This is a genomic window from Streptococcus sp. 'group B', assembly GCF_002073795.1.
Taxonomy (GTDB): Bacteria; Bacillota; Bacilli; order Lactobacillales; family Streptococcaceae; genus Streptococcus; species Streptococcus agalactiae.
Genome location: NZ_CP020432.1, coordinates 830,295 through 856,937, shown reverse-complemented (window position 1 = coordinate 856,937; position 26,643 = coordinate 830,295). Strand labels below are relative to the sequence as shown.

Sequence of the window (26,643 nt, the reverse complement as noted above, 5' to 3'; positions counted from 1 at the left end):
ATAACCATTATTCACAATCATCATTAGTCACCTATTTGATAAGTAAGTAAGCCATTCACAACATCGTTATTGACGATGTTGCATCCATCTTCTCATCATTATCACGATGAAGAGTCCAATTAATAATACTAGTAGTATCTTCAACACTAGTGACAAACGATAATCTTGTACGGTTTGTTCTTTGTGCTTTTCCGCCTCGGTAGAATCATAAGGAATACGCTCTCCTTTTACCAAGAGACGATGACTATTGATCATGTAAGGTGTGCAAGTCAGCAAGGTTATATAATCCTTACCATTGACAATCTTAACCTCACTTAAAGCTGTTGGATCCACAACTTTGATAGACACGACTTTGTAGGCAAGTGTTTCCTTGATGTTCGTCACATAGAAAATCTGGCCTTTTTTAACTTTATTTAAGTCGGTAAATAGCCTAGCTGTTGGCAAGCCACGGTGGGCAGTTAGTACTGAATGGGTTGACAAACCTCCCACTGGAAGACTGGTTCCCTCCAAATGCCCACTACCTTTCTGAAGCACAGTTTCGGATGTTCCAGCATAAATTGGAATATCAACCCCAATACTTGGGATTGCCACATGACCTATTTGCTCATGAACTTCAAGCATACGAGCATACTCTCTCAAACCTTCTTTTTGCTTACTGGTAAAAGGGTCTATAAGCAAGGGATTCCTTGATAACGTCTCATTGTAAGCATTAGCTAAAGCGATGCGTCGTTCAACCGTATTAGTATCAATCTTAGCGACTTCCCGCTTAAATTGATTAATATTTTGATGCGAAGCAAGGTAGTAACTTACCTGGCTCACAATCGGAAATAAGAGAATCAGACTTCCCATCACAAAAATGAGGGTTCTGATTTTATTATTTCGAATTATTGTGACTATTTTGACTAGCCGCTTTTTCATTCTTTCTCCGCTTTTTCTGTTTCGTCTTTTTAAACCAAATGAGAAGCGACAGCAAGATAAGTCCAACGACTACCCACATAGCATAGGTTAGGTATTGTTGTTGCCTGAAGGTCTTTGAATCTTTCTGCACTGTTTTTTCCACATAAGGAATTCGCTTGCCTCGAACGAGGAGGCGATGACTATTTATCATATAAGGTGTGCAAGTTAATAGGGTGACGTGATCTTCTCCTTGAATCACGTACAAATCCTCTAACTGATCAGGGGCGATAACTTTGATTTGGTCTACCTGATAAGCAATCTTTCCGCCGATGTGTTCAATGTAAAAACGGTCACCTACTGTTACCTTGTCTAAATTGGTAAATAGCTTGGCCGTTGGTAGCCCTCGATGGGCAGTTAGAACGGCATGAGTTGACTCACCACCGACTGGAAGACTGGTCCCCTCTAAATGTCCAACGCCCCTCTGAAGATTTTCTTCAGCAGAGCCAGCGTAAATAGGGATATCCTGATTAATTCTTGGAATAATCACATGACCTATTTGTTCTTTGACTTCAAGCATGCGGGCGTACTCAACGACCCCTGCCTGCTTTTGTTCAGCAGAGTAGGGGTCTTTAAGCGCTGGATATTCGCCATTAGTTTTGGCACCTGCTATACTGGCGTTATAAGCATAAGCAAGTTCTAAACGCCGATTAATCTCCACCCGGTCAATCTTGGTAACAGCTTCTTTAAAAGCATTAATATTGGCGTGAGAGGCTTGAAAGTACATGACCTGACTAACGATGGGAAATGCCAAAACAAGGAAACCCGCTAAGAAAATTAAACGAAAAATCCATATACGAATATTCGTAGCTAGAGATATTTTTGATTTTTGTCCCATGCTAATCCTTATTTTGATGTTTCCGATGTTTTGATAGTAATCGTAAGGCTAAAGCAATTAAAATACCACCAATAATTACAAGTGCCATTGCCTGTTGCTCACCTGTTTTGGGAATAAGACCTCCTCGAGATGGCACTTTAGGTGTCGGAACTTTTTTATTTTCAATCGTTACTGTTACTGTTTTTGATTTTTCAATAGTCACAGCAGTCTCTGCCTGTCCGATCTGATATCCTGACTGTGTCTCGATTTCTTTTAAGACATAGTCCCCATGGATGAGCCCGGAAATTCTGATATGCCCTGATGAATCTGTTTCTAAATGTTTTGCAGCGTCAATATCTTGAGAATGCACCCCATTTTTCACACGAATAGGAGTCCTACCATTCTTTTCATAAAGTTCAAAGACAACGCCTGCTAGTGGTTTTTTGGTATCACCATCCACACCAACTTTAAGCAAGTCCAACTCACCTGTGGACCAGATGATTTTAGGATAAATCACTTTATCCTCAGACAAGTCAACCAAGAAAGCTGAGACATTACGATTTTTTTCACCGGCTTTAACCGCCAGACCATAATAAATTCCATCTGGTAGTTGGTTAAATGTAGCCTTTCCTTGTTGATTAGTAGTGGCTTCAAAAACCTGCTGCGCCTGTTTTTTCAATTCTGTGATAGTTAGGGAATTCCAATGTGCCAACAAATCGCCATCTTCAGTTGATTTTAATTGGTACAACTGATAGAGTACTCCTTCAATTGGAGTCCCTTCTTTAGGGGCAATCTCCAACTGTGGATTTGGACGATCAATATCCCTTGCTTCAAGATGAACAATCGTCAACTGATGAGTTTCTTGCGCTAAAACAGTTTGGCTAATTCCAAACATAGTCCCTAACATCAACAGAAAAGAAAACATAAGTTTTAATGTTTGTTTCATGATGTTCCTTTATTTTAAAAACGACAAAAAGAGAAATAAGGCTATTTCTCTTTTCTTAAACATGGTTACTTAAGAAGTAGCCTTTTATTTAGTTATCTTTTGTACGACGCTTCATCCCCTTAACAGCAAAAGCCATCACCGCAGCACCGATAGCGACAAAGATAGCCGTACCAATACCACCAGTATTAGGGATTGAAGGACGTTTGTTGTTTTTAATTGTATCAGGTGTTGCATCAGCACTATCAACCGTGATGTCAGTTGGTTTTGTATTATAAGATGTTTGTGATACTGTAAACTCGATTTCTTTATCAGGGATTACATAACCTTCTGGTGCTTTTGTTTCTTTTAATTTGTAAGTTACTGCTGTACCCTCTGCATTCGCATCAACTGCATAAGCCAAACCTTTAATCTCAAACGTACCGTCTGTATGTGATTTCAATTTGATTGGTTGCCCAGTAACAGCTTCTCCAGCAATATAGTTTTTATTAGTATTCGCTTTAATAAGAGCATCTGTCCATTTTACTGCTGTCCCATCAGAAGCCAACAAATCAAACTCAGCACCACCTAGTGTTTGTGTTTCTGTTGAGTCTTTCTTTACAAATCGTTTCCCACCAGTATGAACTTCTGGTTTTCTTGGAGGATTAGATGGTTTTGGATTGTCAGCTTTATCAGGAGTATGGTCATATTGAAGTTCAAAAGTATTTTCAATTGCTTTTCCTAAAACTGCTTTTTCATTAATAGTTGATGCAACTGGAATTTCCAAAAATGCCGCATCATCTGTATTTGCAGTAGCTTTATCAAGAGCATCTTGATTTTTAACAAGGGTCATTCCTTTAAGTAGCTCAGCAATTTCTTTAAATTTCTCTGGTTTAAACGTAATTTTTAATGTATTTTGGTTATCAACTGTTGGTTCATCAATAGTGTAGTGCTCATCTCTATTCAGTGTTTTCGAACCAATCTTGATTTTTCCAACAGATTTATAAGTCAAGCCATCTGCAAATTTATCAGTAATTTCAAATTTTTCATAGTCACCTAAATTGGCAGGGATTGTAGATTTCAAGAACCATTTGAATTCTTCACCAATCGTATAACCTGCATCGTCCTGACCTAATTTTTTAACATCTTTATCTGTTTTTGGTTCATCAGTTACAACGTTTTTAGGGTAAATATTAATTTCAGAAAGGAAACCTGTACCTGTAGAGTTAGCAACTGGTAATTCCAACACAAACGGTACAGCATAAGCTTTGGTAATGTTTGAAGGTGAATTCTTTAAATCTTCTACATACAAGTATCTCACATTACTTTTTGAATCCAGAGCATCGACGACCAAACCTTGAGCATTAGTTTTTTGAGGTAGACTGACACCTTCTTCAAGAATCGTTCCAACTTTTGCATCTGCTGCTTCAACTGTTGTCAATTTTTTCAATTCATCAACAGAAATATCCGTCTTGACTTTATAACGTTTAAACTGTACACCTTGCAAACCTTTTACATTGTCACCAAGTTTAGCATAGTTAGATATTACTTCGCCGTCTTTATTCTCGATACCACCATTAGAAGTAATTTCCGATTTATAACTATCAGCTTGTAATTTATAGATATTTACTGTTGTTTTCGCTGGGCGTTCTTGTGACACTTCTGCAGCTCTTACAATACTCATTCCAGTCGCAAACTGAGCTACTGGTTCAACAGTTGACCCCGCCACCATTGTTAAAACAGCAGCCGAAAACAATAACTTCTTCGATAATTTCATTAAAAGTTCTCTCCTCGCTTTTCCCTTTGTTCTTTGTAAGTGCTGATTATTATTAAGCACAAAACTATTAAAGTTTAGCACAGATTTTCTTAAAAAATTTGCTTATTTTAAATTCGTGTTTATTTTTACTATTTTTATTTATTTTTTCAGACGGAAGATTAAAAATATATGTGGATTTTCAAAGTTATATTTTAACAAAATCACCTTTATTTGTCATATAAATAGTAGTATAATAATGGTGAGAGATGATGAAGAGAGAGTTTGCTAATTAGCGTGTCTTTTTAGTGTATCCACAAGATAGTTGTTTTCATCATTTTATTTTGTAGTCTTTACAAACCTAAAGAAAAATTCTAGAAATGATAATGAAGGCGGTCTATCAAATGGTTACATTCGATTTTAAACATGTTCAAACATTGCATACCATATCTCAACTACCTATTTCAGTCATGTCACGAGACAAGGAACTCGTTCAGTTATATAGTAACGAAGACTATCTGTTGCCTTACTATCAGTTTTTAAAACATTTAGCTATCCCTTATAACCAAGATATCACTGTTTATGAGGGTCTTTTTGAAGAATCATTCTTAATTTTTCCTGTCTGTCAATATCTTATTGCTATTGGACCATTTTATCCCTATAGCCCTGATATCAATAGGCAAGAACAGTTATCCAGTCGCTTTCTAGAACAATTTTCTCATCGTAGTAAAAAAGAAATCTTATCCTATATAAAGCTTGTCCCTTGTTTTCCTACTACCAGTATACGTAGTCTTCTTGTGTCTATCGATGCCTTTTTCCAAACACAGTTTGAGGCTAGTTGCCAACAAGTCATCAATCATTTATTAGAAGAGTCAGAACAGATTGTTGCGGATCCTGATATTGTTCTTCACCTAAAACATACTAAGAAAAACTCTTTTCAGTTACCCACTGTTTTAAACCATCTCAATCACATTATTGATCTCGTTAAGCTGGGTAACACTCAACTGTTAAAGCAAGAAATTAATCGCCTCCCATCATCCAGTGTTACCTCATCTTCAATCCCTGCCCTAAGAGCTGAAAAGAACTTAACTGTTGTTTACTTAACAAAATTACTAGAATTAAGTTTCGAGGAAAATACTGATGTGGCTAAAAGTTATGCGCTGGTAAAGCACTATATGGCTTTAAACGAAGAGGCTCCTGATCTTATTGATGTTTCAAGAATTCGCTGTGCAGCTCTTATTGATTTTTCAGAATCCTTAACCAATAAGAGCATCTCTGACAAGCAGCAAATGTACAATAGTATTCTCCATTATGTGGACAACCACCTCTACTCCAAACTCAAAGTATCTGATATTGCCAACTACCTATATATCTCAGATTCCCACTTACGCTCAGTTTTTAAAAAATACTCTGACATTTCCTTGCAAAGTTATATTCTAAAGGCAAAAATTAAGGAGGGACAATTACTACTGCAAAGAGGGGTACCGATTGGGGAAGTAGCGAAATTATTACATTTTTACGACACCACACATTTTCTTAAAACCTTTAAAAAATACGTGGGAATATCTTCAAACGAATATCTTACTAAATATCGTGAGACCTCATGCCAGTAACATAGCAATCCATGAAGGTACGGAATTATTTCATCGTCCTTTTGCCTTCATCTGAAACGACTAAAAACAGCCTTCTCGTTTAAACGGAAGACTCTTTTGTTACCTTTCAAAATCCACTGGCACTACTTTTTAGTCTAAAATTTTCAGCTAATCCAGTCCATACAAACTCTCTCTTTGTGCTATAACATAGGTTATGGATAAAATTATTAAATCAATTTCTGCCTCTGGTGCCTTCAGGTCTTATGTCCTCGATAGCACCGAGACTGTTAAATTGGCTCAGGAAAAACATCATACCTTGTCGTCTTCAACAGTTGCTCTTGGTCGCACCCTGATTGCTAATCAAATATTAGCGGCTAATCAAAAAGGCGATAGCAAGATTACGGTTAAAGTCATCGGTGATTCTTCCTTTGGTCATATTATCTCTGTTGCAGATACCAAAGGGCATGTTAAGGGGTACATCCAAAATACTGGTGTTGACATCAAAAAACGGCCACAGGTGAAGTTTTGGTTGGCTCTTTTATGGGGAATGGTCATTTTGTGACCATCATCGACTATGGCACAGGTAATCCCTATACCTCAACAACGCCTCTTATTACTGGGAAAATTGGTGAGGATTTTGCTTATTACTTAACCGAATCAGAGCAACCCCCCCTGCTGTTGGGCTTAACGTGCTTCTCGATGAAAGTGATACTGAGCCTGAGAAATTAGATGGCTTTGGTTGATAGCACGCGCAATTTGATTGATGTTATTTCCAATCCGTGTTAATCGTGACAAATGACATATTGGGATTAAGAAGAACTCTTCTAGCATAGACTGAGAAATTTTGACAATTGCTCTTAGCAATCCGCTCATTTAATTGATTCAATTCTGAATCTGTTAGAAAGACTTTTTTGAGATTGGTACGATAACGATAAACAATTGCAGCCTCCTAACCCATATACTTTTCACGAAACTCACGACTGAGTGGCTGTGTTTGATTGACTTCCACAATCAATTCTTGAACGCAGGTCAATAAGATTGACACGTGTTCATGAGTCACTTGATGATTCTCTCTTGCGATAATCAAAACTTCCTGCACATCTCAACTAATCTGCTCAAACTTTTGGTATTGCCAAAGGGTGGATGTATACTATAAAAGTAGACAAAACTTTGTGTGTTACAATCTGTTTTAAAAGACACAAAAACGAAAGGACAACCTATGTCAACATTTAAACGCTATGATGAAGAATTCAAACAATCTCTTGTTAACCTTTATCAAACTGGAAAAACTCAGTCTGAACTCTGTAAAGACTATAGGGTATCCACTTCTGCGCTTGCAAAATGGATCAAACAGTACTCTCAATTCAAACTCGAAGATAATTCTGTACTTACTGCCAAGCAAATACAAGAGTTACAAAAACGTAATGCGCAGCTTGAAGAGGAGAACCTTATCCTAAAAAAAGCAAGTGCCATATTCATGCAAAACTTAAAGTAAGACTCCTCGCTGTCTATCGGTTACGCTTTGAACACGCCACAACAACCTTGTGTCGTGTTTTACGTGTCAATCGCTCCACTTACTATAAATTTCTAAAACATAAGCCCTCAAAAAGAGAATTGGATAATCAAATTTATAAAAAACAAATACTTGAGATTTATACCAAAGCAAACAAAAGACTTGGTGTGAAGTCTATCAAAGTCATTCTTCAAAGAGACTACGACACAAAAATCTCTGAAGGAAGAATTTACCATCTGATGAAGAATATGGCGCTCCCTAAAATGGCTACCGTTAAGCCAAAAACAGCTCTTAAAAAGACTCAAAAAACGTATCCTCAAAACTTACTCAACCAGAAATTTTATCCTGACAAACCTAATCAAGTATGGTCTACTGACTTCACCTATATTTCTATTGGATATAAGAAATATGTCTATCTCTGCGCAATACTTGATCTCTATTCTAGAAAATGTATTGCTTGGAAATTGAGTCACCGTATGGATGCAAAGTTAGCATGTAACACTCTAGAATTAGCTCTTAATAAAAGAAAGATTGAAGGAACACTTCTCTTTCATTCCGACCAAGGGTCACAATTTAAGGCCAGGGAATTTAGAAAAATAATTGATGACAACAATATCATGCATTCTTTTTCTAAACCTGGATATCCTTATGATAATGCCGTAACTGAAGCATTTTTCAAGTATTTAAAGCATAGACAAATCAACCGAAAACATTATCAAAATATCAAACAGGTTCAATTAGACTGCTTTGAATACATTGAGAATTTTTATAACAATTACAACCCACATACGGCTAATCTAGGACTAACCCCTAATCAGAAAGAAGAAAATTATTTTAACGCAATAAAATAACACGGTTTTCTGTCTACTTATTTGACATTAGTCCACTCTGTGAATTCAGATGTGGAAGAAGAAGTAACTCGCAATGTTTTATTTGCTTCTTTTTCGTGTGTCACTGGAACCGCTGCATCTTCAGCATTCTAATCCTACAGCATGCTCCGCTGATTCTGTAGGATTAGAATGAGATGCATCTGTTGATAACACTGCTGAAGTTGACGTATCTGTCGCAAGACTTGTTACATCTGAAGTAGGCTGTGTAACAGTAACTTCCGGTTTTACACCAGCTGTTTGTGGTACCTCAGTACTCATAATGCTTGACTCATCCGCCAAAACAGAATGACTACTCATTCCTAGAAATGTCAATCCAATTAATACCGATGCTACACCAAATTTGAATTTCTTAATCGAAAAACGCTGTTTCGTATGTGCGACATTATAATTTCTTTGCTTATACTTCCTAAGCATAACTTCTCTCCTTTTCAAAAGTAAAAATAGATTAACCAATAAAGTTATCTATTTTTACTTTTTTTAAAGTTTTACTGTTTTACATTATCTCGATAAATGTGAACTATTATTTGAATTTGTATTGTATAATCACATTCGATAAGATTTATAACTTTAAGATTTTATATAAAGGTGATAGTATATTGGTAAGTTCAGATAACACTAATTTAAAATTTTTAAAAGCTTTCTCAGAATTGTTAAAGATGAGGAGCTTTGAGCAAATTAAAGTTAGCGATTTAGCAAAAAAAGCTCGACTTAGTAGAAGATCTTTCTATAATCATTACAATTCAAAAGAAGACTTCCTTAGGGAGTCTATTTTAATAATCTTTGATGATATCACAAAAATTTTAAATAATGATTTATTATATGAAGAAGTGGTCTTAAAGGAGATGCTTAGCTATATGTATATAAATAAAGAAATTATTAAATCCTTTGTTTTTTCCGAATATTGACAACATAATTAAAAACTATATCAAAGAGATGATTACACATTCCGATATACCAGACTTACAAAAACAACTGGAAACAGCATATCAAGTTCCATATTCTTTCGCTCTTGGTATTTATATCTCAACAATTGAAAGTATTATTTTAAATTGGATAGATCATGACTTTACTGAAGAGCCTGAAGAAATAGCAAGATATATTACATCTGTCGTGAGAATTTAATATTTGTATTAGAAAAAACTATCGTCTTTGGTAACCATTTTTATGAAATTTTTTAAAGTTAAAAATATAATTTATAATACTATCTTCTTCCATTTTCTGATTTTAGTTCTGAAAGTTCCAAAAGGTGCAACCGTATTTACATGAATAAACTTATACACTTCCCAAGTCGCTGTTTTAGTCGCTTCATCAGCCCACTTTCTCATATGCGCTTCAAATAATTCTTCCTCACTCAACAAATCAATCATTGCATAGATAGAATTAATATTTTCATTTAATTTTGCTTTCAACTCTTGCAGAGATAAATGAGCGTAGGTATCTGTGAACCACTGATATAATTCACCAAGTTGATTCCATTTAAATTTATCCGATGGTGTTTTTACTTGAAGTCCCTTTCTTTCATCTTCTTCCCATTTAAGAACCAAGTTGGTCCAGCCAACCTGATAAGAAAGGTTTTCTGCTGGAGTTCTATCAACTTCATCAATTCTTTTATCTTTTAGATTCTCTGGAATATTATTAAATTCCATAATGTATTTCTCAAATGTTTTACTTATTTCTTTTTTCAACTCTTCTTTATTTTCATAAACTCTCAAAAAACATCTCCTTTCTGATACATATTATTAATAATGATACGGAAACAACCCCAAAGTATTGTATTATAGAATTAGATGACTGATTACAAATTCCTTGTTCACGCCAAAAGAGTTATTAAAAAATTATGATTCAATTTTTTTAGACAGGCATTTGTTAGAAAAACTTCTTGTTACCGAGAGGAGAGAAGATCAGTCATTAATAATCAATCTAAACTACTCCAACTTCCCTTATTAGCATATCATTGATTGCTACTTTTTTAGCACTTCTTATTACAAATCTAAAAATTGATAGATAATACTATGTTAACTAATAAAGATACTAGTAAGCTGAATTTTCGAGAACCTCTTCACCGTAGCCTCCAGCTTCTGGTAAAGGTAGATTTGTAGAATTAGGTGCTCTTAAAATTCTAATTGGTCTAGCACCGGCCTCCCTAGCTGCATGAATATCGTCATCACTATCTCCATAATGAATGTCTGAACCATATTTCTTAATATAATATGATTTATCATATTTGTATGGCTTTTTAGGTTTATCGCCTGTATAATTTACAGCAATTGGTTTGTCTAATTTAAAATCTTTAGCTAAGGCTTTAGCTGTTTTATCAACCTCGCCCTCCTTATACATTGACCCTCTTGTCCTACCTGTTATAAAAACAATTTTATCTCCTCGTTTTTGATGCATAGCAATTAATTTTTTAGCATATTCTTTGGGAATGGAATCTTGATCTCCTCGTTTTGCAACAAGATCCCAGAATTTTTGTTTATGAAGAAAATCAAACGATCCAGGAGTTACATATTCTTTACCATATTGAAAATATTGACTACTGAAAAGCAGTGTATCATCAATATCAAAACTAACAGTAATCGGCTTCTTACCTTCTAAGCTTTTTTGAATCTCGTCAATAGAAATAGTAGTGACTTTATCTTTATTTGTGTCCGAAAGAGCAGTCATTCCCTCTTGTGTATAAGCTACTTTTGGCCCCTTAGCCTCAACTACTGTTTGTAACGTTATCGTAATCCCTAAAACCAAAAGACTACTCACTAACACTTTCTTCATAAGAACCTCCATAATAAAGTATAAAAATTATTTCTTTAATTAGTTTATCACAAAAAACATAAGAATGAAAGCGATATCATATATGGTTATTTTTTACTTATGTTAAGTCTACAGTCTTCAAAGTGATTTTTCTTCTGTCTCTTGCTTAGGAGTGTTCGCTTCACGAGATTTAATATAATCTTTCATTTCTTGGTAGGTTGTATAAGTCTTCAGCATATCGTCAAAAAATTCTTGAAGGGCATCTCTTTCTATTTCAAATTCTTGGATACTTTGACTGACATCTGCTATGGTAATGTCTTTTGGAAGAACTAACTCATCTAACAGCTGCATAGTTGGCAAACTATTTCCTGGTGTTTGTGCAATGGCAAGTAGAGCCCCTTCGATTTTTTGGTAATAGGTCAGTCGATTATCTAAGGCTTTTTAATATTCCTTTCGTTAAAAAGTTTCTAGGCTTTTACGAGCAGAGCCACACACTCCACATGATGTGTCATTGGGAATAAGTCTACTGGTTGAATTTTTACTAAATGATACCCTAATTCTTCAAATAGTTTGATATCACGCGCCATTGTCGCTGAATTACAAGAAATATAAGTGATTTTATCTGCTTTTGTTTGGGCAGCAGAATATACAAAACTCTCCGTTAATCCTTTTCGTGGTGGATCAACCATTATAACAGTTGGTTTTATACCTTCTTTAAGCCACTTTGCCATTGCATTTTCAGCCGAATCAGCAACATAGGTACTGTTAGTTATCCCATTTCGAGTAGCATTTTCTTTGGCATCACTTACTGCTTTTTCAACAACTTCAACACCATAAACATGTTTTACTTGTTTAGCAACAGATAAGCCAATTGTTCCTATACCTGAATAGGCATCAATAACGATATCCTCTGAGTTTAAATCTGAAAAATCGATTGCTTTTTGGTACAGTTTTTCAGCCATTTCAGTATTAACTTGGTAAAAAGATTGGGCTGATATAGCGTAAGTATTTCCTAACATTTGGTCCTCAATAGTATCAGAACCATATAGAGTACGAAATTCTTTCCCAAAAATAACGTTGCTATTACGATCATTAATATTTTGCATAATTGAAACAACAGAAGGAAAGGCAGACACCAACTTTTCAATCATTTGGTCAATGCGGAATATTTTAGGACGTGTTGTCACCAAAACCAACATTAATTGCCCTGTATAATGTCCTCGACGAACAACGAGATTTCTAATTAAACCAGATTGCTGCTCTTCGTCATATGGTTTAACATCAAATTTTCTTAATAAATCTCGTGTAAAATTAATCAGAGCATCAATCTCTTTTTCCTGAATTAAATAATCTTCAATGGATACCAGAGTATGTGAATTTTTTCTGAAAAAACCTGTCTCTAGCTGTCCATCAACACGACGAACTGGTACCTGAGCTTTATTTCGATATGCCAAAGGGATTGTCATACCAAGAGTAGGTTCTACTAAAACATCAGATATATGAGCAATTTTATAAAGGTTATCAGCTACTTGTTTTTGTTTAAATAACAGCTGTTGTTCATAAGTAAGATGTCCCAAATCAGCAATCCCTGTACGTAAATAGGTATAGTCTAATCCTTCATTTCGGTGAGGAGAAGTCGTTAAATATTCCTCAACTTTTCCATATCCTATACGCTTACGTAATTTCAAGACGCGCATCTTAATAATCTCACCTGGAAGAGCATTTTCAACAAAGAAAACAAAGCCATCTACTTTGGCAATACCCATTCCCTCATGGCTAATGTCGCTAATTTCAGTTTCAATAATATCATTTTTATGTAACATAATTTTCCTTTTATATCTATCATTTGAAGTCTTTAGTTTATACACTAAAGATAAAAATAGAGTGACAATAAATCACTCTATTATATCATAATTAAAAATGTTAACGCAGTCCCATTTTCTTTAGGATCTTTTTGTACTTAGCAAAATCAATTGTTAACCCTTGACCACCATACTGGTCATAATCATCTACCCAATCTCCTTCTCTTGGAATTGTCATTTGCTTAATACCATTTTTAGCATCTGATAAAATTGGAATGCCATCTGTTAGGACAAAGCTATAAGATAAATTACTTGAAGTTAAAGCATAGGCTTTACCGATAGCAGCAGAACCTGTAAAGAGACGACGTGGGTCTTTTATTTGAGAGACAATAGCTCTCATAACTTGTTGTTGACGTTGTGTTCGACCAAAGTCCCCATCATCGTCTTTTCTGAAACGAGCATAATTTAGAAGGGTCCTTCCATCCATGTACTGAATCCCAACCTTAATTTTTTGGCTAGGTACAACGCCATTTTTCATCCTTAAATCATCAGGAACTTTAACTGAATCAGCAGATTGTCCACCGACAAGTCCAAATTTAGCATTAATCTTGACACCATTAGGAAACAGTGTATCAATAGCATCTGCAAATGTCTCAAAGTCAACCATAACATAATATTTTATATCAATATCAAAATGATTTTTCAACGTTTGTCGAACATACTCTGCTCCTTTATGATTATCTTGTTCTCCCAAATTAAAAGACGCATTTAATTTCATATCATAGTAACCTTCCGTACTATAATTAGGAATATTGACTAAGAGATCTCGCATAAAACTCACCATCTTAACCTTATTATCCTTGTTACCAACATTAGCAACCATTATGGTATCTGTTCTCGCATCAGTAGATCTCTCGCTGACACGTTTATCACTACCTAAAATTAAGATATTAGTCCCATCAACAGCATCTTTTCCCTTAAAATCTTCAATAATTGCAGGGCTATAATGTGACTTCCCATTATTCACATCACGCATTCCTTTAACAAACATGAAAACCATACCTGATAAAACAATTAGTAATATAATACCTATGAACTTTAGGAAACCCTTAAATTTTTTTTTCTTTCTAGGGGGGGTTATAGCCTTTGGAGGGAAAGGCGCCATAACCTTCACCCTCTGTTTTTCTTTTCTGGCCCTTTGTTTTTTCTTCTTCGGAGCTCTCTCTTCTTGATAAATTGGTAAACCTTGTGAGGTTAGCTGAGGCTCTGAGTAAAAATCGTCATCTTGATAATAAGAATCAGAATAAGGTTCCTCATAATAAGAATTAGTTGGTGGACTTTCTGTCCTTCTCTGTGGTCGTACTGCTGTTTTTTTATAATGAAGGTACTGAAATTCCATCTTTTCACGTTCATTAAGATAATGGATGTTTTTTAAAAGATAGTTATATCGTAGCTCTTCATGATGATTTAGCTGACCGTAATTATTTCTTGACATATTTTCAGGTGATTTACTTTCAATAATAATAGTTCATACTACCAAACTGTGATAACTTAGTTAGATAAATTAACCAGTGACTCTCCAATTACAGTAGCTATTTTTTGTGGTGTAAGATAATCGGTATCAATAATCATATCAGACAAACCACTATAGAGTAACATGCGTTTTTGATAAATATCATAAAATTCTTCTTTTGAATGGTTTAAAAATAATGGTCTTCTATTCTTCTCATCTTTTTTTATACGATGATATAAGACTTCAAAACTTCCTGTTAAAAGAATATTATTATGACGATTTAAAGTTAAAAGACGACGATTTTCTTCAAGGAGTACAATACCTCCTCCACTAGCTATCACAAGTCCTTCATTTTTTTTCTTTAAAAGTTCGTTTAAAAATTGAGATTCTAAAGCACGAAAGGAGGCTTCTCCTTCTTCTGTAAAAAATCGGGAAATTGACATACCAATATGTTTTTCAATCAGACTATCCATATCAATTACTTCATTTTCTAAGCAGTTGGCAACACTAGTCTTGCCAACTCCCATGAATCCCAATAATACCTTAGGCATTAACTAATCCCTCCAAATGTTCTAAAAAGTTAGGATAGCTTGTATTAATAGCTTCTTCACCAGATAAATCTACTTCGCCTTCTTTGACCAAGAGAGCAGCAATAGCTATCATCATTCCTATTCTATGATCTCCATGACAATCAAGTGAAGCAGCGTGAAGAGGGGTATTACCACGTATAATCATACCATCTGCTGTAGCAGTAATATCAGCACCCATCTGTTTTAGCGATTCGACAACGACCTGAATCCGATCTGTCTCTTTCACCTTTAATTCCTGAGCATCTGCTATGACTGTGGTGCCTTGAGCTTGTGTTGCTAAAAGAGCAATAATAGGTAATTCATCAATCAGACGTGGAATCATAGCCCCAGAAATATGAGTAGCTTGTAGATGAGAGTAATCAACTGTAAGGGTTGCTGATTTTACTTGATTATCAACCGAAGATAACTTAATTTTTCCACCCATTTTACTGACGACATCAAGGATTCCAGTTCGTGTCTCGTTTATACCTACGTTTTCTAAAATAATATGACTGTTAGGAATAATAAGACCCGCTACTATCCAAAAGGCAGCACTCGAAATATCACCAGGAACTCTTATATCTTGTCCTACTAAGCTCTGACCGCCATTGAGTCGAATTTCTTTATCTTTAATATCCAAATGTCCACCAAATTGCCGAATCATGTCCTCAGTATGATTCCTTGTTTGCTCTTTTTCTACAATGAGAGATTCTCCCTTAGTTTGTAAAGCCGCAAAAATTAAAGCTGATTTTACTTGTGCAGAAGCTACGGGTAAATGGTAAAAAATAGGTTTTAATTTTTTTGTACCTTGAAGTTTTAATGGTGGTAAATCACGGTTAGTTACTCCCGAAATTCTAGCTCCCATTTTGCTTAAAGGCAATGCTATACGATCCATAGGTCTCTTTGACAAACTATTGTCTCCAACCATCGTCACTTCAAACTCTTGACCAGCTAACACACCTGCTATCAGACGCATTGAAGTACCAGAGTTTCCCATGTCTAAGAGATTATTCGGTTGTGTTAAACCTGCAAATCCTTTGCCATAGATAGTGATTATCTCGCCATCGTCTTCAATTAGAACCCCCATTTGTTTAAAAGCCTCTATAGTTGATAAAACATCCTCGCCTCTTAAGACATCAACAATTCGGGTAACTCCCTGAGATATACTCCCAAAAATAATAGCCCTGTGACTTATTGATTTATCGCCAGGAACACGGATGGTTCCCTTGAGAGTATTTGCATTAGTCAGTAATTTCATGATAACTCCCAAAATCTATTTTGCTATTATTGTATCATAATATATGCTATATTTTGAATTTTTTATTTATACTATAGCTCCTCTATATAGCTGTAACATCTTTTATAAATTAACTTCACATGTCATACATCATTATGTTATAATATTGTTACAAAAATCACATTTTAATTTTCAGAATGCATTTAAAAATAAACAGCTACTATTTTATGTTATTTTAGAGGTTAACAGATGAAAAGAAAACAGTTTATAAAATTAGGAATTGCAACCTTACTAACGGTTATTTCGCTTTACACACCAATAAACCTAGCTACAAATCATACCACAGAAAATATTGTTACTGCTCAAGAGTATAAAACAAAAGAGAATGGTACTTTACCTTTTAAACACAAACGACAATTGGTTTTAGGAGAGTTGGATGACAAAGGTCGTGCCACATTCGCACATATTCAGCTAAAAGTTAAAGATGAACCCAAGAAAAAGAGAGTAAAACGTTTAAAAACAACCCCTGTTGGATGGCACAATTTTAAATTCTATTATAATGATGGTACTCAAAAAGCTTGGCTAATGAGCCGAGGCCGTCTTATTTGCCACCAATTTAGTGGACTAAACAATGAAAGAAAGAATTTAGTTCCAATGACGAATTGGCTAAATACTGGAAACTACAATAGCACGAATTCATCTAACCCTGAGAGCATGCTATTCTATGAAAAACAACTAAAGACTTGGCTTTCGACTCATAAAAACTACTACTTAGATTATAAAGTAACACCAATTTATCAAAATAATGAACTAATTCCAAGAAAAATTGAATTAAAATATGTTGGTATTGATAAGACTGGGAAATTATTACCTATTTTTATCGGAAACAAATCCACTCAAGATCAATTCGGCATCAGCACTGTTACCTTAGAGAATACCTCACCAAATGCTACCATTGACTACCTCAGCGGAAAGGCTCAAAATACTGTCTTATCAGCTAAAGAACAAAGAAAACTTATCGCTAAGCACGAAGAAGAAAAACGACTTGCAGAAAAGAAAGTTGAAGAGGAAAAAGCTGCTGCTGAAACTCAGAAAAAACTGGAAGAAGAACAAGCAAGGCTTGCTGCTGAAGCTCAAAGGAAGCAAAAAGAGGAGCAAGCAAGGCTCGCAGCTGAAACTCAGAAAAAACAAGAAACTCTAGTACAAGAACAAACTAGTCAAGGCTACAAACGTGACTATAGAGGAAGGTGGCATCGTCCAAATGGACAATACGCTTCAAAAGCAGAAATCGCTGCTGCTGGATTGCAATGGTAGAACTGTTTATTATCAAATCAATTCTATTATTATAATGTGTACATAAAAACCATCTTGCATATGCAAGATGGTTTTTATTATATTTTCAACTGTTTAATAATCTGAGACTATTTTTTTAAGTTGTAGAATGATTTGATACCTTTGTATTGAGCAACTTCACCAAGTTGGTCTTCGATACGAAGTAATTGGTTGTATTTAGCAATACGGTCAGTACGTGATAATGAACCTGTTTTAATTTGACCAGCGTTAGTTGCAACTGCGATATCAGCGATTGTTGAATCTTCAGTTTCACCTGAACGGTGTGATACAACTGCAGTGTAACCAGCTTCTTTAGCCATTTCAATAGCTTCGAAAGTTTCTGTCAAAGTACCGATTTGGTTAACTTTGATAAGGATTGAGTTAGCAGCTTCTTCTTTGATACCACGTGCTAAGTAATCAGTATTTGTAACGAAGAAATCGTCACCAACTAATTGTACACGTCCACCAAGGCGTTCTGTAAGAGCTTTCCAACCATCCCAGTCGTTTTCATCCATACCATCTTCAATAGTGATGATTGGGTATTTGTTAACCAACTCTTCAAGGTAATCGATTTGTTCTGCAGCAGTACGAACTGCTCCACCTTCACCTTCGAATTTACTGTAGTCGTATACTTTACGTTCTGCATCGTAGAACTCTGATGAAGCACAGTCAAAACCAATCATGATTCCGTTTTCGCCAGCTTCGTAACCAGCTGCTTCAATAGCTTTAAGAATAGTTTCTACGCCATCTTCAGTACCTTCAAATTTAGGTGCAAATCCACCTTCATCACCAACAGCTGTTTCAAGACCACGTTCTTTAAGGATTTTCTTAAGAGCATGGAATACTTCAGCACCCCAACGAAGTGCTTCTTTGAAAGTTGGTGCACCAACTGGCATAATCATGAATTCTTGGAATGCGATTGGAGCGTCTGAGTGAGAACCACCGTTGATGATGTTCATCATTGGAGTTGGAAGAACTTTAGTGTTGAATCCACCAAGGTAGCTGTAAAGTGGTACTTCAAGGTAATCAGCTGCAGCACGTGCTACGGCAATAGAAACACCAAGAATAGCATTTGCACCTAATTTACCTTTATTAGGAGTTCCGTCAAGAGCGATCATAGCACGGTCGATAGCTTGTTGGTCGCGTACATCATAACCAATGATTGCTTCTGCAATAACGTTATTTACATTGTCAACAGCTTTTTGTGTTCCAAGACCACCGTAACGAGACTTGTCGCCGTCGCGAAGTTCAACTGCTTCGTGTTCACCAGTAGAAGCTCCTGAAGGAACCATACCACGTCCGAAAGCACCTGATTCTGTATAAACTTCTACTTCAAGTGTTGGGTTACCGCGTGAGTCAAGGACTTCGCGTGCGTAAACATCAGTAATAATTGACATTACAATACTCTCCTTATGAGTTTTAATTTTTTACATATTCATAATATCATAATCTTTAGTTAATAACAAGGAAAAACCCAGTGAAACCGCTTTATTACGTGGTTTTTGATAAAAAAATCACTAATTCTTTTCAAGTTTACCTGTGCTAATGCAACCCATTTAGGTTATAATAAAATTAGCAAATTCAAGGAGAAATTATGACTGAACTTGACAATAAAATCCTACAAAAAGCAAGCGGTGAAAATCGTCTTGATCCTGATCAACAACGTTACTACCTTGGTACTTATAAAGAAAGAGTTGTGCTCCACTTAAGTTTAAAAGAGGCACAAGAAGAAAAGTTTCAACTTGCTATAACATCTGCTCTTAATAATCTGATACTTGAATATCCTAATCTTAGTTTAAAATTATCACCAAATCTCCCTACTGATGTTCAAATGTTCTACATGAAGTTAGCTAACCGTCTATCACTAGCTGCTACGATTGTTAATGAAGCAAATGCCAATTCTCCATTTGGTATTATTATACATAGTGATAAGGCTGAAAACGTTGAATGGAACGATTTTGAGACACAATTCCCTGATTTATTCAATTCACCAAAAAAAGAGGAGTCTCCTAAAAAAAGTCTATGGCAACATTTCTTTAGTCAAAAATAACAAGGAGGTCTAATGGAAATTTGGGATGCTTATGACCAATATGGGTTCATTACAGGTCTTACACTTAATAGGGATCAAAATATCCCACAAGGCTTATTCCACTTAGTTGTTGATGTTATCCTTTTTCATGAGGATGGTGACGTATTGATGATGAAACGGCACCCTAAAAAGAAAGCTTTTCCTGCTTATTTCGAAGCCACCGCTGGCGGATCTGCCCTTAAAGGAGAAAATGCTAAGCAAGCTATTCTAAGGGAACTCAAAGAAGAAACTGGTATCGTTCCTCAATGTCTAACCTTTCTTAATAGAGAGTGGTTCTCTGAGCGTTCTTACTTTGTAGACCATTTTATCGCAAAATACAATGGTGCAAAAGATATAATTACATTGCAAGAAGGAGAGACCGTTGACTATATCTGGTTAAAACCAGAATATATTGATTTATTTTTATCTAAAAACAAATTAATACCCTCTCAAATAAAACTCTTAAAATCCTTAATCTAAAAACTAGGCTTAATAAAGGCCTAGTTTTCATTTGCATCAATAATATCAAATACCTTAAGCAAATTTTTTTCATTAATCTGATACGCAGCTTCTTCTCTGACAATTGGTTTTGCACAAAAAGCAATTCCTACCCCAGCGGATTTGATCATTGGTAAATCATTGGCACCATCTCCCATTGCGATGGTTTGTGAAAGGTCTAAGTGATTTTCAGAAGCCCACTCTTTTAACTTTATTTTTTTCACTTCTTTAGTGACAATCTCTCCCTCAACTTCGCCAGTGAGAAAACCACCTTTGACACCAAGACGATTCGCTTTGACATAATCAACTTGTAATTGCTTAGCTAAGATATCAATCGTCTCGTGAAAACCTCCTGATACAAGACCAACTTTCATCTGACGCTTGTGACACTCTTTAATCAATTCATAAGCCCCTGGAGTAAAATGTATTGAGGATAATATATCTGTCAAAATAGTAACAGGCAAACCTTTAAGTAGCGCTACTCTTTTCTTCAAAGCTTCTTCAAAATCTAACTCGCCACGCATTGCAGCGTCAGTCAGTGCAGCAACCTGTTTCCCCACCCCTGCTTCAATAGCTAATAAATCAATAGCTTCTTCCATTATTAAGGTTGAATCAACGTCCATGACTAACAAACCTTTAATCATTTAAAACCTCCAAAACTTTTTTACTATTGTACCTTAAAATTAGCACCTTTCATAGATAGCAATTAAAAAAAGAAGAGTACTAACTCTTCTTTTTTAGAAACGAATACGTTCTTGTGTCTTTTCATAAGACGTCACAAAACGGTCAGTTACACCTGGTTCCACAGTCTCAAGTGCGTATGAAATTTCATCGAAAGATGCTTTATAGTTATGTTCAACTTCAAATAAGTACAAAGCTTGTTCAAAGCTCTTTTGCACATTTTGTTCAAAACTACGATAACGGTTTGAATACTGTAGTAACTGCTCTGTGAGAGTCGCATCTTGAACAACTAGATATGTAGCTTGCTCTAAATTAGCGATAGCATTTGTAGTCACATCATTTAAACGTGAAACAGCCTCAATATCAATACGACCGCGACTGAGTTCATTAATAAGTGCCTCAATTTGAGAACTTGTTGTAAAGAAAGTGCTTAAGAAGTCTTGCGGGATTCCTGGAAGATTGCGTTTTTCCATGAAACGTTTAATCATATGGAGCTTGTTAACATACTTATCCATATTTTGGCGTGCTCGTGTCTCAACGCTTTCAATAGTTTTAACGGCTTCAAAAACTTCCATTTGATTTTCTTCAACAGTAGTCAATGTTTTCAACGTACGCTCAAATAAAATTTGTAGATGAGTATAAGGTGAAGCTTCTTGACCAAAATTTTCTACAGAAGGTAAAACCTTTGTTTCAATTTCTTCCAAATCATTTGTGAAGGAACGTAAACTTAAGCTTTCATTTTCATTTAAGATATATTTAGCAGATAATCGTTTGATTTCATGCCCCAGTTGTTCATTGTTAGATTTTGCATGAGCAAGGAATTGAGGAATAATTTTACTATCCTTATGAGCTACTTTATAAGCAGCAATCTCACGTTCAAAAATATCATAAAGTTTATCAATTTTTTCTTGAATATGTTCATTTTCATCGCGAGCACGATCTAGATCCAAACTAACTAAACCATCTGAATTCGAACGAATAGCCTCACGAACTTCTTGAAAACGTTGTTCAATATCCTTTTCAGGGAAATGGTAGTTTTCCTCTAAAAGACGACGATATCCTGTCTCCAAATCATCTAACTGATCTGGAAAATCGTCTTCTAATTTAGCAACAATAGCTGGAATTTGTTCTGTAATTTGCCCTAAAGCAATCGTATGCTCCTCTGCTTTATTCAAAACTTCAGAAGCTTCAATCGGGTCACCAGTTGAGTTTAAGGTCACAAAATGTGAAAATTCAGCCTCGATATTTTTCAACTGCTTTTCAATTTCTGGCATGGTTGTCCCGTAATTATCTTCTTTTTCAGAAATTGATTTTTGAAGTGTTTCGTATAGGTCCAAAGCATGTGTTACACGGGCACTATTTTTCTCTTCTTGCTCTTTTAAAACTTCTAAAGCTTCACGAATCGAAACAATATCTTCTTCTATAATAGTTAGCTGACTATCAACATTATCAATCTCGTGCTTAGCACGCACAAAATTAAATGAATCATTAAGATTTTCAGCTTCAACTAAATGAAAATCAATATCTTTAAATGAATTAGTTGATAAATCAGTCCATTTTTGGTTCCATTCTCTAAAAGTTGATTGACTTTGGCCAATCAAATGAAGCAATTTGACTTGCTCAATCTCCTCTTGCACAGGAAGGTCAACTAACTCTTGTTTTCTAGTTTCTAAGTTTGCAATTAATGTATCATTACGTTTTCTTATTACGACGCCGACTACGTAGGCAATAATCACAAGCAGGACTATAGCCACAAGCAGCAATATGATTCCGCTCGACATTCAACTCTCCTTATAATGGTCTAATTTTCTAAAAATCTACTATAACGTTAAGATTATAGCATACTTGAACTGTTTTTCAAAGCTATCTTTGGACTAGATATCTAAGTTACTATAAACAGCATTAGCTTCAATGAATTCACGTCGTGGTTCTACTCGATCTCCCATTAGCATATCGAAAATCTTATCTGCTTCTGCTGCATCATCAACTGAGACACGTGCCATCAAGCGGTTTTCAGGATCCATTGTTGTTTCCCAAAGTTGATGGTCATCCATCTCACCTAGACCTTTGTAACGTTGTACAGTAGGTTTTGAACGTCCTGAACTATAGGTATCTAGAGCTTGACGTAATTCCTCTTCTTGATTGACCCCTGGCTGAATATAAGCTTTAATCTCACTTCCTACTTTGACACCATAGATTGGTGGTTGAGCGATATAAACATATCCTGCTTCCAAAACAGGTCGCATAAAACGATAAATCAGAGTTAAAAGTAAAGTTCTGATGTGAGCTCCATCAACATCGGCATCAGTCATAATGACTAATTTTTGATATCTGACTTTTGATACATCAAAATCTGCACCAAATCCAGTTCCCATAGCTGTGAAGAGACTTCGGATTTCTTCGTTTGCTAAAATTTTATCCATTGTAGCTTTTTCAACGTTTAGAATCTTACCCCTAATCGGTAAAATTGCTTGAAACTCACGATTACGTCCTGATTTTGCAGACCCTCCCGCAGAATCTCCCTCCACTATAAAAAGTTCATTCATCTCAGCATTATTAGATGAGCAATCAGCCAGTTTCCCAGGTAAGTTTGAAATCTCTAAGCCTGACTTTTTACGTGTTACTTCACGCGCCCGTTTTGCTGCAATACGGGCTTTAGATGCCAAAATTCCTTTTTCAACAATCTTCTTAGCTACTTGTGGATTTTCTAATAGGAATCGATTGAAAGCTTCGCTAAAGAGACGATTTGTAATTTTAACAACTTCAGAATTTCCAAGTTTTGTTTTAGTTTGTCCTTCAAATTGTGGATTTGGATGTTTAACAGATATAACTGCTGTTAAACCTTCACGAACATCTTCTCCAGTTAAATTATCTTCATTTTCTTTGAGAATCTTATTCTTTTTAGCGTAATCATTAATCACACGTGTCAAGGCAGTACGAAATCCTTGTTCGTGCGTTCCTCCTTCATGAGTGTGGATGTTATTTGCAAAACTCATAACAGTCTCTTGATATCCAGTAGTATACTGCATTGCTACTTCAACTGAAATACCATCTAATTCACCGTCAGTATAAATAGGATTTTCAAAAATCACTTCTTTGTTCTCATTGATAAACTCAACGTATGAACCTATACCACCTTCATAGTGATATTCTTTTTCAACTTCTTGACCTTCTCGCTTGTCTGAAATGGAGATTCTTAGTCCACGATTTAAAAAAGCTAATTCCTGAATACGTTTGGCTAATTTATCAAAATCAAATACAGTGGTTTCAGTGAAAATTTCTGGGTCAGGCGTAAAGTGAACTGTTGTTCCTGATAAGTCAGTATCACCGATAATTTCAAGATCATTAACAACAACACCGCGTTGGTATTCTTGATAATGAACCTTGCCATTTTTATAAACCTTGACATCTAATTGTGTTGACAATGCATTAACAACAGATGACCCTACACCATGTAAGCCACCAGAAACCTTGTATCCGCCACCACCAAATTTACCACCGGCATGGAGAACTGTAAAAACTGTCTCTACAGCTGGTCTTCCAGTTTTTTCTTGGATATCTACCGGAATACCGCGACCATCATCAACAACTGTAATAGAGTTATCTGGTTCAATGTAAACTTTAATATGTCCTGCAAATCCAGCTAAGGCTTCATCAATTGAGTTATCAACAATTTCCCATACAAGGTGATGAAGCCCTTCTTTCGAAGTCGAACCGATATACATGCCTGGACGCATGCGAACAGCTTCTAAACCTTCTAATACTTGAATCTGACTTGCGTCATATTCTTGAGCACGTTGTTCCATATTCTTTGTTTCTTCTGTCATTTACTCTATTATCTCCATCAATGATTTTGACCCATCGACTAATAAGGTATCAAAACCAGCCGATTCTCCTGCTTGCTTATCTATATCACGATCGCCTATTACTAAACAATTATCAATTTGGTATTTTTCTTTCAAATAAAGCATACTCTCGGGACTAGGTTTCCTTGAAAAGCCGTTATCAGCAGTCACTACTTCTGTAAAATAGTCAATAATTTCTGTTTTTTCCAGAATAACTATAACTTGATTATCACGATGAGACACCAAAAAATTACGACTACCTTGTCTTTGAATTTTCGCTAAAAGTTCTTTTGCCCCTTGGAATAGAATTGGTGTTTCCAAAACCTTAGCTTCATTAGCCTTATACTCTTTTAAAAAATCAGCTTCTTCAGGGATAAAATATGCAATTGCATCTGCTGTTGACTCTTTTAATTTTTGATACACACTATCGTGGTCTGCTTGATATCCAAATTCTTTCAAAGTCTCTACAAAAGCACGTGTGGAACTTTCGTAATTATCAAGTAGTGTACCACCCAAATCCCAAATATAATCATGATAATTCATACCCTTTATTATATCATATTATTACGATTTTTTATAGCTACCACCTTACTTAATTAACTCACTCCTCTAAAATATTTCGATTATTAAAAGGCTGGATTATCTTTCCAACCTTTTTTTGTTATATACTACGATACTTCAAATGTGATCCATTAGCCTTGGCCTGACGAACTGTATTTTGATAAGACATGGATAAGACCAATCCAATTCCAATAAGATTACTTAGTAATGAACTTCCACCTTGCGAAATAAACGGAAGTGGGATTCCTGTTAGAGGTAATATACCAACTGCTGCACCAATATTTTCAAAAACATGGAAAACAATCATCATGATAAAACCAGTTGATATAAAAGTATAAAATTGATTATTAGATTCAATGGTGATCCTTAACATACGGTAAATGATAATGAGATATAACCCTAAAACAATCGCCGAACCAATGAAGCCAAAATTCTCAGCAATGACAGTAAAAATCATGTCACTTTCACGAACAGGAACCGAGAGCTCTAAAATATTAAAACCTTTACCTGTTACCCCGCCACTTCCAATTGATACCATACCCTGTGTTTGTTGATAAGCAATTGAGTCTGCAAAACTAAATGGATCAATCCAAGCAGATAAACGGTTGATTTGATATGTATCCATCCCCAAATTATAAAACCATTCCTTGCCGTTTGGTGAGATAAAAATCATCAAAAAGCTAGCTATAAAAAGAACGATAGTAGATAAAATTGGCAAGATTATCCACCAAGATATGCCCGATAAAAGGATTAAACCTGACAAAATGGCAAGGAAAACTAATGCTGTTCCTAAATCTTTTTGTAACATTAGAAGAATCATCACTGGCAATGTAACCAAACCAAACAATCCTAGCAACTTCCAATCATCTTGAAAAGTTTTGCGATTTTTCTGATGAAAACTAACAGTTATTCGAGATAACATTAAAATATAGGAAATCTTCATAAACTCTGACGGTTGAAACAAAGTTACCGAGCCAATGGTCACCCAATTTTTAGCACCTGTTGCCGCAAAAAGCTGTGGACTATAAAAAATTAAGGGAAGAACCATTAGGGTTAGTCCTAAAGCATACAGATAGGGCGTGGCTTTCCATAAAAATTCAGTACTGAAAAGCATAACGACAAATGCAATAATACACCCCATAATAATCCAAGACACCTGCTGAAACATCGCGATATAGATATTAGAAGGATAATCATTCATCGTTGCAACATAAATTGAGGCTAAACCAATCATTAATAAAAAAAATACTGGTATCACAACAGCATAATCAATTTGCCCTTTAAAATAGTTTGATTTTTGTGACATAGGACTTCCTTTTTTATTCATGGTAATTATTATAACATTTTT

General features: G+C 35.4%; 24 protein-coding genes and 4 pseudogenes. 8 read left to right on the top strand and 20 right to left on the bottom strand.

Features of this window, described 5'->3' with window-relative positions; genetic code table 11:
• Window positions 1–66: 66 nt before the first annotated feature.
• From srtC2 to A6J68_RS04810, 4 genes are all read right to left on the bottom strand, one after another.
• Window positions 67–918, bottom strand: coding sequence for a class C sortase SrtC2 (gene srtC2, locus A6J68_RS04825; RefSeq protein ID WP_000746885.1), 852 nt, complete (start codon window positions 916–918; stop codon window positions 67–69).
• Complete coding sequence (srtC1, locus tag A6J68_RS04820; protein WP_000529914.1) at window positions 875–1,792, bottom strand: class C sortase SrtC1; 918 nt, start codon at window positions 1,790–1,792, stop codon at window positions 875–877. Before srtC1 ends, srtC2 begins: the two co-directional genes overlap by 44 nt.
• Window position 1,793: 1 nt before the next feature.
• Window positions 1,794–2,717, bottom strand: a complete 924-nt coding sequence (locus tag A6J68_RS04815) for a collagen binding domain-containing protein (RefSeq protein ID WP_000815035.1) — start codon at window positions 2,715–2,717, stop codon at window positions 1,794–1,796.
• 88 nt (window positions 2,718–2,805) lie between these two features.
• Window positions 2,806–4,470: a SpaH/EbpB family LPXTG-anchored major pilin gene (locus tag A6J68_RS04810; RefSeq protein ID WP_000777402.1), complete on the bottom strand. Its 1,665-nt coding sequence runs from the start codon at window positions 4,468–4,470 to the stop codon at window positions 2,806–2,808.
• A gap of 380 nt (window positions 4,471–4,850) precedes the next feature.
• On the opposite strand from A6J68_RS04810, the gene A6J68_RS04805 reads away from it, so the two are divergent.
• Together A6J68_RS04805 and A6J68_RS04800 are read left to right on the top strand one after the other, a co-directional pair.
• Window positions 4,851–6,059, top strand: coding sequence for a YSIRK-targeted surface antigen transcriptional regulator (locus A6J68_RS04805; protein WP_000255861.1), 1,209 nt, complete (start codon window positions 4,851–4,853; stop codon window positions 6,057–6,059).
• A gap of 193 nt (window positions 6,060–6,252) precedes the next feature.
• Window positions 6,253–6,748: pseudogene (locus tag A6J68_RS04800) on the top strand (Hsp33 family molecular chaperone HslO); the annotation flags it as partial.
• A gap of 1 nt (window position 6,749) precedes the next feature.
• Here A6J68_RS04800 and mobC read toward each other — a convergent pair.
• Window positions 6,750–6,978 (bottom strand): annotated as a pseudogene (mobC, locus tag A6J68_RS04795) (plasmid mobilization relaxosome protein MobC); the annotation flags it as partial.
• 9 nt (window positions 6,979–6,987) lie between these two features.
• A pseudogene (locus A6J68_RS11490) lies at window positions 6,988–7,176 on the bottom strand (hypothetical protein); the annotation flags it as partial.
• Between the two features lie 81 nt (window positions 7,177–7,257).
• On the opposite strand from A6J68_RS11490, the gene A6J68_RS04790 reads away from it, so the two are divergent.
• Window positions 7,258–8,402 (top strand): IS3-like element ISSag5 family transposase gene (locus A6J68_RS04790; protein WP_088197835.1). Its coding sequence is split into 2 segments (ribosomal slippage): window positions 7,258–7,492 and window positions 7,492–8,402, totalling 1,146 coding nucleotides; the frame shifts between segments, so codons are not numbered across the junction.
• A 336-nt stretch (window positions 8,403–8,738) separates the two neighbouring features.
• Here A6J68_RS04790 and A6J68_RS11745 read toward each other — a convergent pair.
• A pseudogene (locus A6J68_RS11745) lies at window positions 8,739–8,855 on the bottom strand (YSIRK-type signal peptide-containing protein); the annotation flags it as partial.
• A gap of 182 nt (window positions 8,856–9,037) precedes the next feature.
• Here A6J68_RS11745 and A6J68_RS11600 point away from each other — a divergent pair.
• A complete protein-coding gene (locus tag A6J68_RS11600; RefSeq protein WP_001876114.1) occupies window positions 9,038–9,346 on the top strand; it encodes a TetR/AcrR family transcriptional regulator in 309 nt (102 codons plus the stop codon).
• 28 nt (window positions 9,347–9,374) lie between these two features.
• On the top strand, window positions 9,375–9,563 hold the full coding sequence (locus A6J68_RS11595) for a TetR-like C-terminal domain-containing protein (protein ID WP_001875973.1): 189 nt from the start codon (window positions 9,375–9,377) through the stop codon (window positions 9,561–9,563).
• Window positions 9,564–9,634: 71 nt separating this feature from the next.
• On the opposite strand, the gene A6J68_RS04770 is transcribed toward A6J68_RS11595, so the two are convergent.
• The 7 genes from A6J68_RS04770 to aroA form a co-directional block, all read right to left on the bottom strand.
• Complete coding sequence (locus tag A6J68_RS04770) at window positions 9,635–10,153, bottom strand: ClbS/DfsB family four-helix bundle protein (protein ID WP_001267096.1); 519 nt, start codon at window positions 10,151–10,153, stop codon at window positions 9,635–9,637.
• A gap of 319 nt (window positions 10,154–10,472) precedes the next feature.
• Window positions 10,473–11,210 (bottom strand): acid phosphatase AphA, encoded by a 738-nt coding sequence (gene aphA, locus A6J68_RS04765; RefSeq protein ID WP_000757296.1) that lies wholly within the window; start codon window positions 11,208–11,210, stop codon window positions 10,473–10,475.
• 117 nt (window positions 11,211–11,327) lie between these two features.
• The gene (locus A6J68_RS04760) at window positions 11,328–11,573 is read right to left on the bottom strand and encodes a helical hairpin domain-containing protein (protein WP_338322624.1); all 246 of its coding nucleotides are present in this window, start codon (window positions 11,571–11,573) and stop codon (window positions 11,328–11,330) included.
• Window positions 11,574–11,656: 83 nt separating this feature from the next.
• Window positions 11,657–13,012 (bottom strand): 23S rRNA (uracil(1939)-C(5))-methyltransferase RlmD, encoded by a 1,356-nt coding sequence (gene rlmD / locus A6J68_RS04755; protein ID WP_000902654.1) that lies wholly within the window; start codon window positions 13,010–13,012, stop codon window positions 11,657–11,659.
• Window positions 13,013–13,112: 100 nt separating this feature from the next.
• Complete coding sequence (locus A6J68_RS04750; protein ID WP_000089337.1) at window positions 13,113–14,486, bottom strand: LCP family protein; 1,374 nt, start codon at window positions 14,484–14,486, stop codon at window positions 13,113–13,115.
• A 56-nt stretch (window positions 14,487–14,542) separates the two neighbouring features.
• Entirely contained in the window at window positions 14,543–15,055 is a 513-nt protein-coding gene (locus tag A6J68_RS04745) for a shikimate kinase (RefSeq protein ID WP_001127193.1), read from the bottom strand.
• The gene (aroA, locus tag A6J68_RS04740; RefSeq protein ID WP_000772014.1) at window positions 15,048–16,331 is read right to left on the bottom strand and encodes a 3-phosphoshikimate 1-carboxyvinyltransferase; all 1,284 of its coding nucleotides are present in this window, start codon (window positions 16,329–16,331) and stop codon (window positions 15,048–15,050) included. The genes A6J68_RS04745 and aroA overlap by 8 nt, the downstream gene beginning before the upstream one ends.
• Window positions 16,332–16,559: 228 nt before the next feature.
• Between aroA and A6J68_RS04735 the strand changes: the two genes are divergently transcribed.
• On the top strand, window positions 16,560–17,624 hold the full coding sequence (locus A6J68_RS04735; RefSeq protein ID WP_000823931.1) for a DNA/RNA non-specific endonuclease: 1,065 nt from the start codon (window positions 16,560–16,562) through the stop codon (window positions 17,622–17,624).
• Between the two features lie 107 nt (window positions 17,625–17,731).
• Here A6J68_RS04735 and eno read toward each other — a convergent pair whose 3' ends face one another.
• A complete protein-coding gene (eno, locus tag A6J68_RS04730; RefSeq protein WP_000022832.1) occupies window positions 17,732–19,039 on the bottom strand; it encodes a surface-displayed alpha-enolase in 1,308 nt (435 codons plus the stop codon).
• A 197-nt stretch (window positions 19,040–19,236) separates the two neighbouring features.
• Between eno and A6J68_RS04725 the strand changes: the two genes are divergently transcribed.
• Together A6J68_RS04725 and A6J68_RS04720 are read left to right on the top strand one after the other, a co-directional pair.
• The gene (locus A6J68_RS04725) at window positions 19,237–19,692 is read left to right on the top strand and encodes a YueI family protein (protein ID WP_000137373.1); all 456 of its coding nucleotides are present in this window, start codon (window positions 19,237–19,239) and stop codon (window positions 19,690–19,692) included.
• Between the two features lie 12 nt (window positions 19,693–19,704).
• Window positions 19,705–20,190, top strand: coding sequence for an NUDIX hydrolase (locus tag A6J68_RS04720; protein ID WP_000409124.1), 486 nt, complete (start codon window positions 19,705–19,707; stop codon window positions 20,188–20,190).
• A gap of 20 nt (window positions 20,191–20,210) precedes the next feature.
• Here the strand turns inward: A6J68_RS04720 and serB are convergent, their stop codons facing one another.
• From serB to A6J68_RS04695, 5 genes are all read right to left on the bottom strand, one after another.
• Window positions 20,211–20,852, bottom strand: coding sequence for a phosphoserine phosphatase SerB (gene serB / locus A6J68_RS04715; RefSeq protein WP_000589685.1), 642 nt, complete (start codon window positions 20,850–20,852; stop codon window positions 20,211–20,213).
• A 93-nt stretch (window positions 20,853–20,945) separates the two neighbouring features.
• A complete protein-coding gene (gene ezrA / locus A6J68_RS04710; protein ID WP_000094341.1) occupies window positions 20,946–22,670 on the bottom strand; it encodes a septation ring formation regulator EzrA in 1,725 nt (574 codons plus the stop codon).
• A gap of 93 nt (window positions 22,671–22,763) precedes the next feature.
• Window positions 22,764–24,716 carry a DNA topoisomerase (ATP-hydrolyzing) subunit B gene (gyrB, locus tag A6J68_RS04705; protein ID WP_000134196.1) on the bottom strand — a complete coding sequence of 651 codons (1,953 nt, stop codon included), beginning with the start codon at window positions 24,714–24,716 and terminating at the stop codon, window positions 22,764–22,766.
• On the bottom strand, window positions 24,717–25,277 hold the full coding sequence (locus tag A6J68_RS04700) for an HAD-IA family hydrolase (RefSeq protein WP_001106189.1): 561 nt from the start codon (window positions 25,275–25,277) through the stop codon (window positions 24,717–24,719). It abuts the gene before it with no gap.
• A 118-nt stretch (window positions 25,278–25,395) separates the two neighbouring features.
• Complete coding sequence (locus A6J68_RS04695) at window positions 25,396–26,601, bottom strand: FtsW/RodA/SpoVE family cell cycle protein (RefSeq protein ID WP_000078931.1); 1,206 nt, start codon at window positions 26,599–26,601, stop codon at window positions 25,396–25,398.
• Window positions 26,602–26,643: the final 42 nt, after the last annotated feature.

What these genes read in the sequence shown, in the direction of transcription:
- srtC2 (WP_000746885.1), bottom strand. Translation starts at nt 918, where the DNA reads ATGAAAAAGCGGCTAGTCAAAATAGTCACAATAATTCGAAATAATAAA.
- srtC1 (WP_000529914.1), bottom strand. Translation starts at nt 1,792, where the DNA reads ATGGGACAAAAATCAAAAATATCTCTAGCTACGAATATTCGTATATGG.
- A6J68_RS04815 (WP_000815035.1), bottom strand. Translation starts at nt 2,717, where the DNA reads ATGAAACAAACATTAAAACTTATGTTTTCTTTTCTGTTGATGTTAGGG.
- A6J68_RS04810 (WP_000777402.1), bottom strand. Translation starts at nt 4,470, where the DNA reads ATGAAATTATCGAAGAAGTTATTGTTTTCGGCTGCTGTTTTAACAATG.
- A6J68_RS04805 (WP_000255861.1), top strand. Translation starts at nt 4,851, where the DNA reads ATGGTTACATTCGATTTTAAACATGTTCAAACATTGCATACCATATCT.
- A6J68_RS11595 (WP_001875973.1), top strand. Translation starts at nt 9,375, where the DNA reads ATGATTACACATTCCGATATACCAGACTTACAAAAACAACTGGAAACA.
- aphA (WP_000757296.1), bottom strand. Translation starts at nt 11,210, where the DNA reads ATGAAGAAAGTGTTAGTGAGTAGTCTTTTGGTTTTAGGGATTACGATA.
- rlmD (WP_000902654.1), bottom strand. Translation starts at nt 13,012, where the DNA reads ATGTTACATAAAAATGATATTATTGAAACTGAAATTAGCGACATTAGC.
- A6J68_RS04750 (WP_000089337.1), bottom strand. Translation starts at nt 14,486, where the DNA reads ATGTCAAGAAATAATTACGGTCAGCTAAATCATCATGAAGAGCTACGA.
- A6J68_RS04745 (WP_001127193.1), bottom strand. Translation starts at nt 15,055, where the DNA reads ATGCCTAAGGTATTATTGGGATTCATGGGAGTTGGCAAGACTAGTGTT.
- aroA (WP_000772014.1), bottom strand. Translation starts at nt 16,331, where the DNA reads ATGAAATTACTGACTAATGCAAATACTCTCAAGGGAACCATCCGTGTT.
- A6J68_RS04735 (WP_000823931.1), top strand. Translation starts at nt 16,560, where the DNA reads ATGAAAAGAAAACAGTTTATAAAATTAGGAATTGCAACCTTACTAACG.
- eno (WP_000022832.1), bottom strand. Translation starts at nt 19,039, where the DNA reads ATGTCAATTATTACTGATGTTTACGCACGCGAAGTCCTTGACTCACGC.
- A6J68_RS04725 (WP_000137373.1), top strand. Translation starts at nt 19,237, where the DNA reads ATGACTGAACTTGACAATAAAATCCTACAAAAAGCAAGCGGTGAAAAT.
- A6J68_RS04720 (WP_000409124.1), top strand. Translation starts at nt 19,705, where the DNA reads ATGGAAATTTGGGATGCTTATGACCAATATGGGTTCATTACAGGTCTT.
- serB (WP_000589685.1), bottom strand. Translation starts at nt 20,852, where the DNA reads ATGATTAAAGGTTTGTTAGTCATGGACGTTGATTCAACCTTAATAATG.
- ezrA (WP_000094341.1), bottom strand. Translation starts at nt 22,670, where the DNA reads ATGTCGAGCGGAATCATATTGCTGCTTGTGGCTATAGTCCTGCTTGTG.
- gyrB (WP_000134196.1), bottom strand. Translation starts at nt 24,716, where the DNA reads ATGACAGAAGAAACAAAGAATATGGAACAACGTGCTCAAGAATATGAC.
- A6J68_RS04700 (WP_001106189.1), bottom strand. Translation starts at nt 25,277, where the DNA reads ATGAATTATCATGATTATATTTGGGATTTGGGTGGTACACTACTTGAT.
- A6J68_RS04695 (WP_000078931.1), bottom strand. Translation starts at nt 26,601, where the DNA reads ATGTCACAAAAATCAAACTATTTTAAAGGGCAAATTGATTATGCTGTT.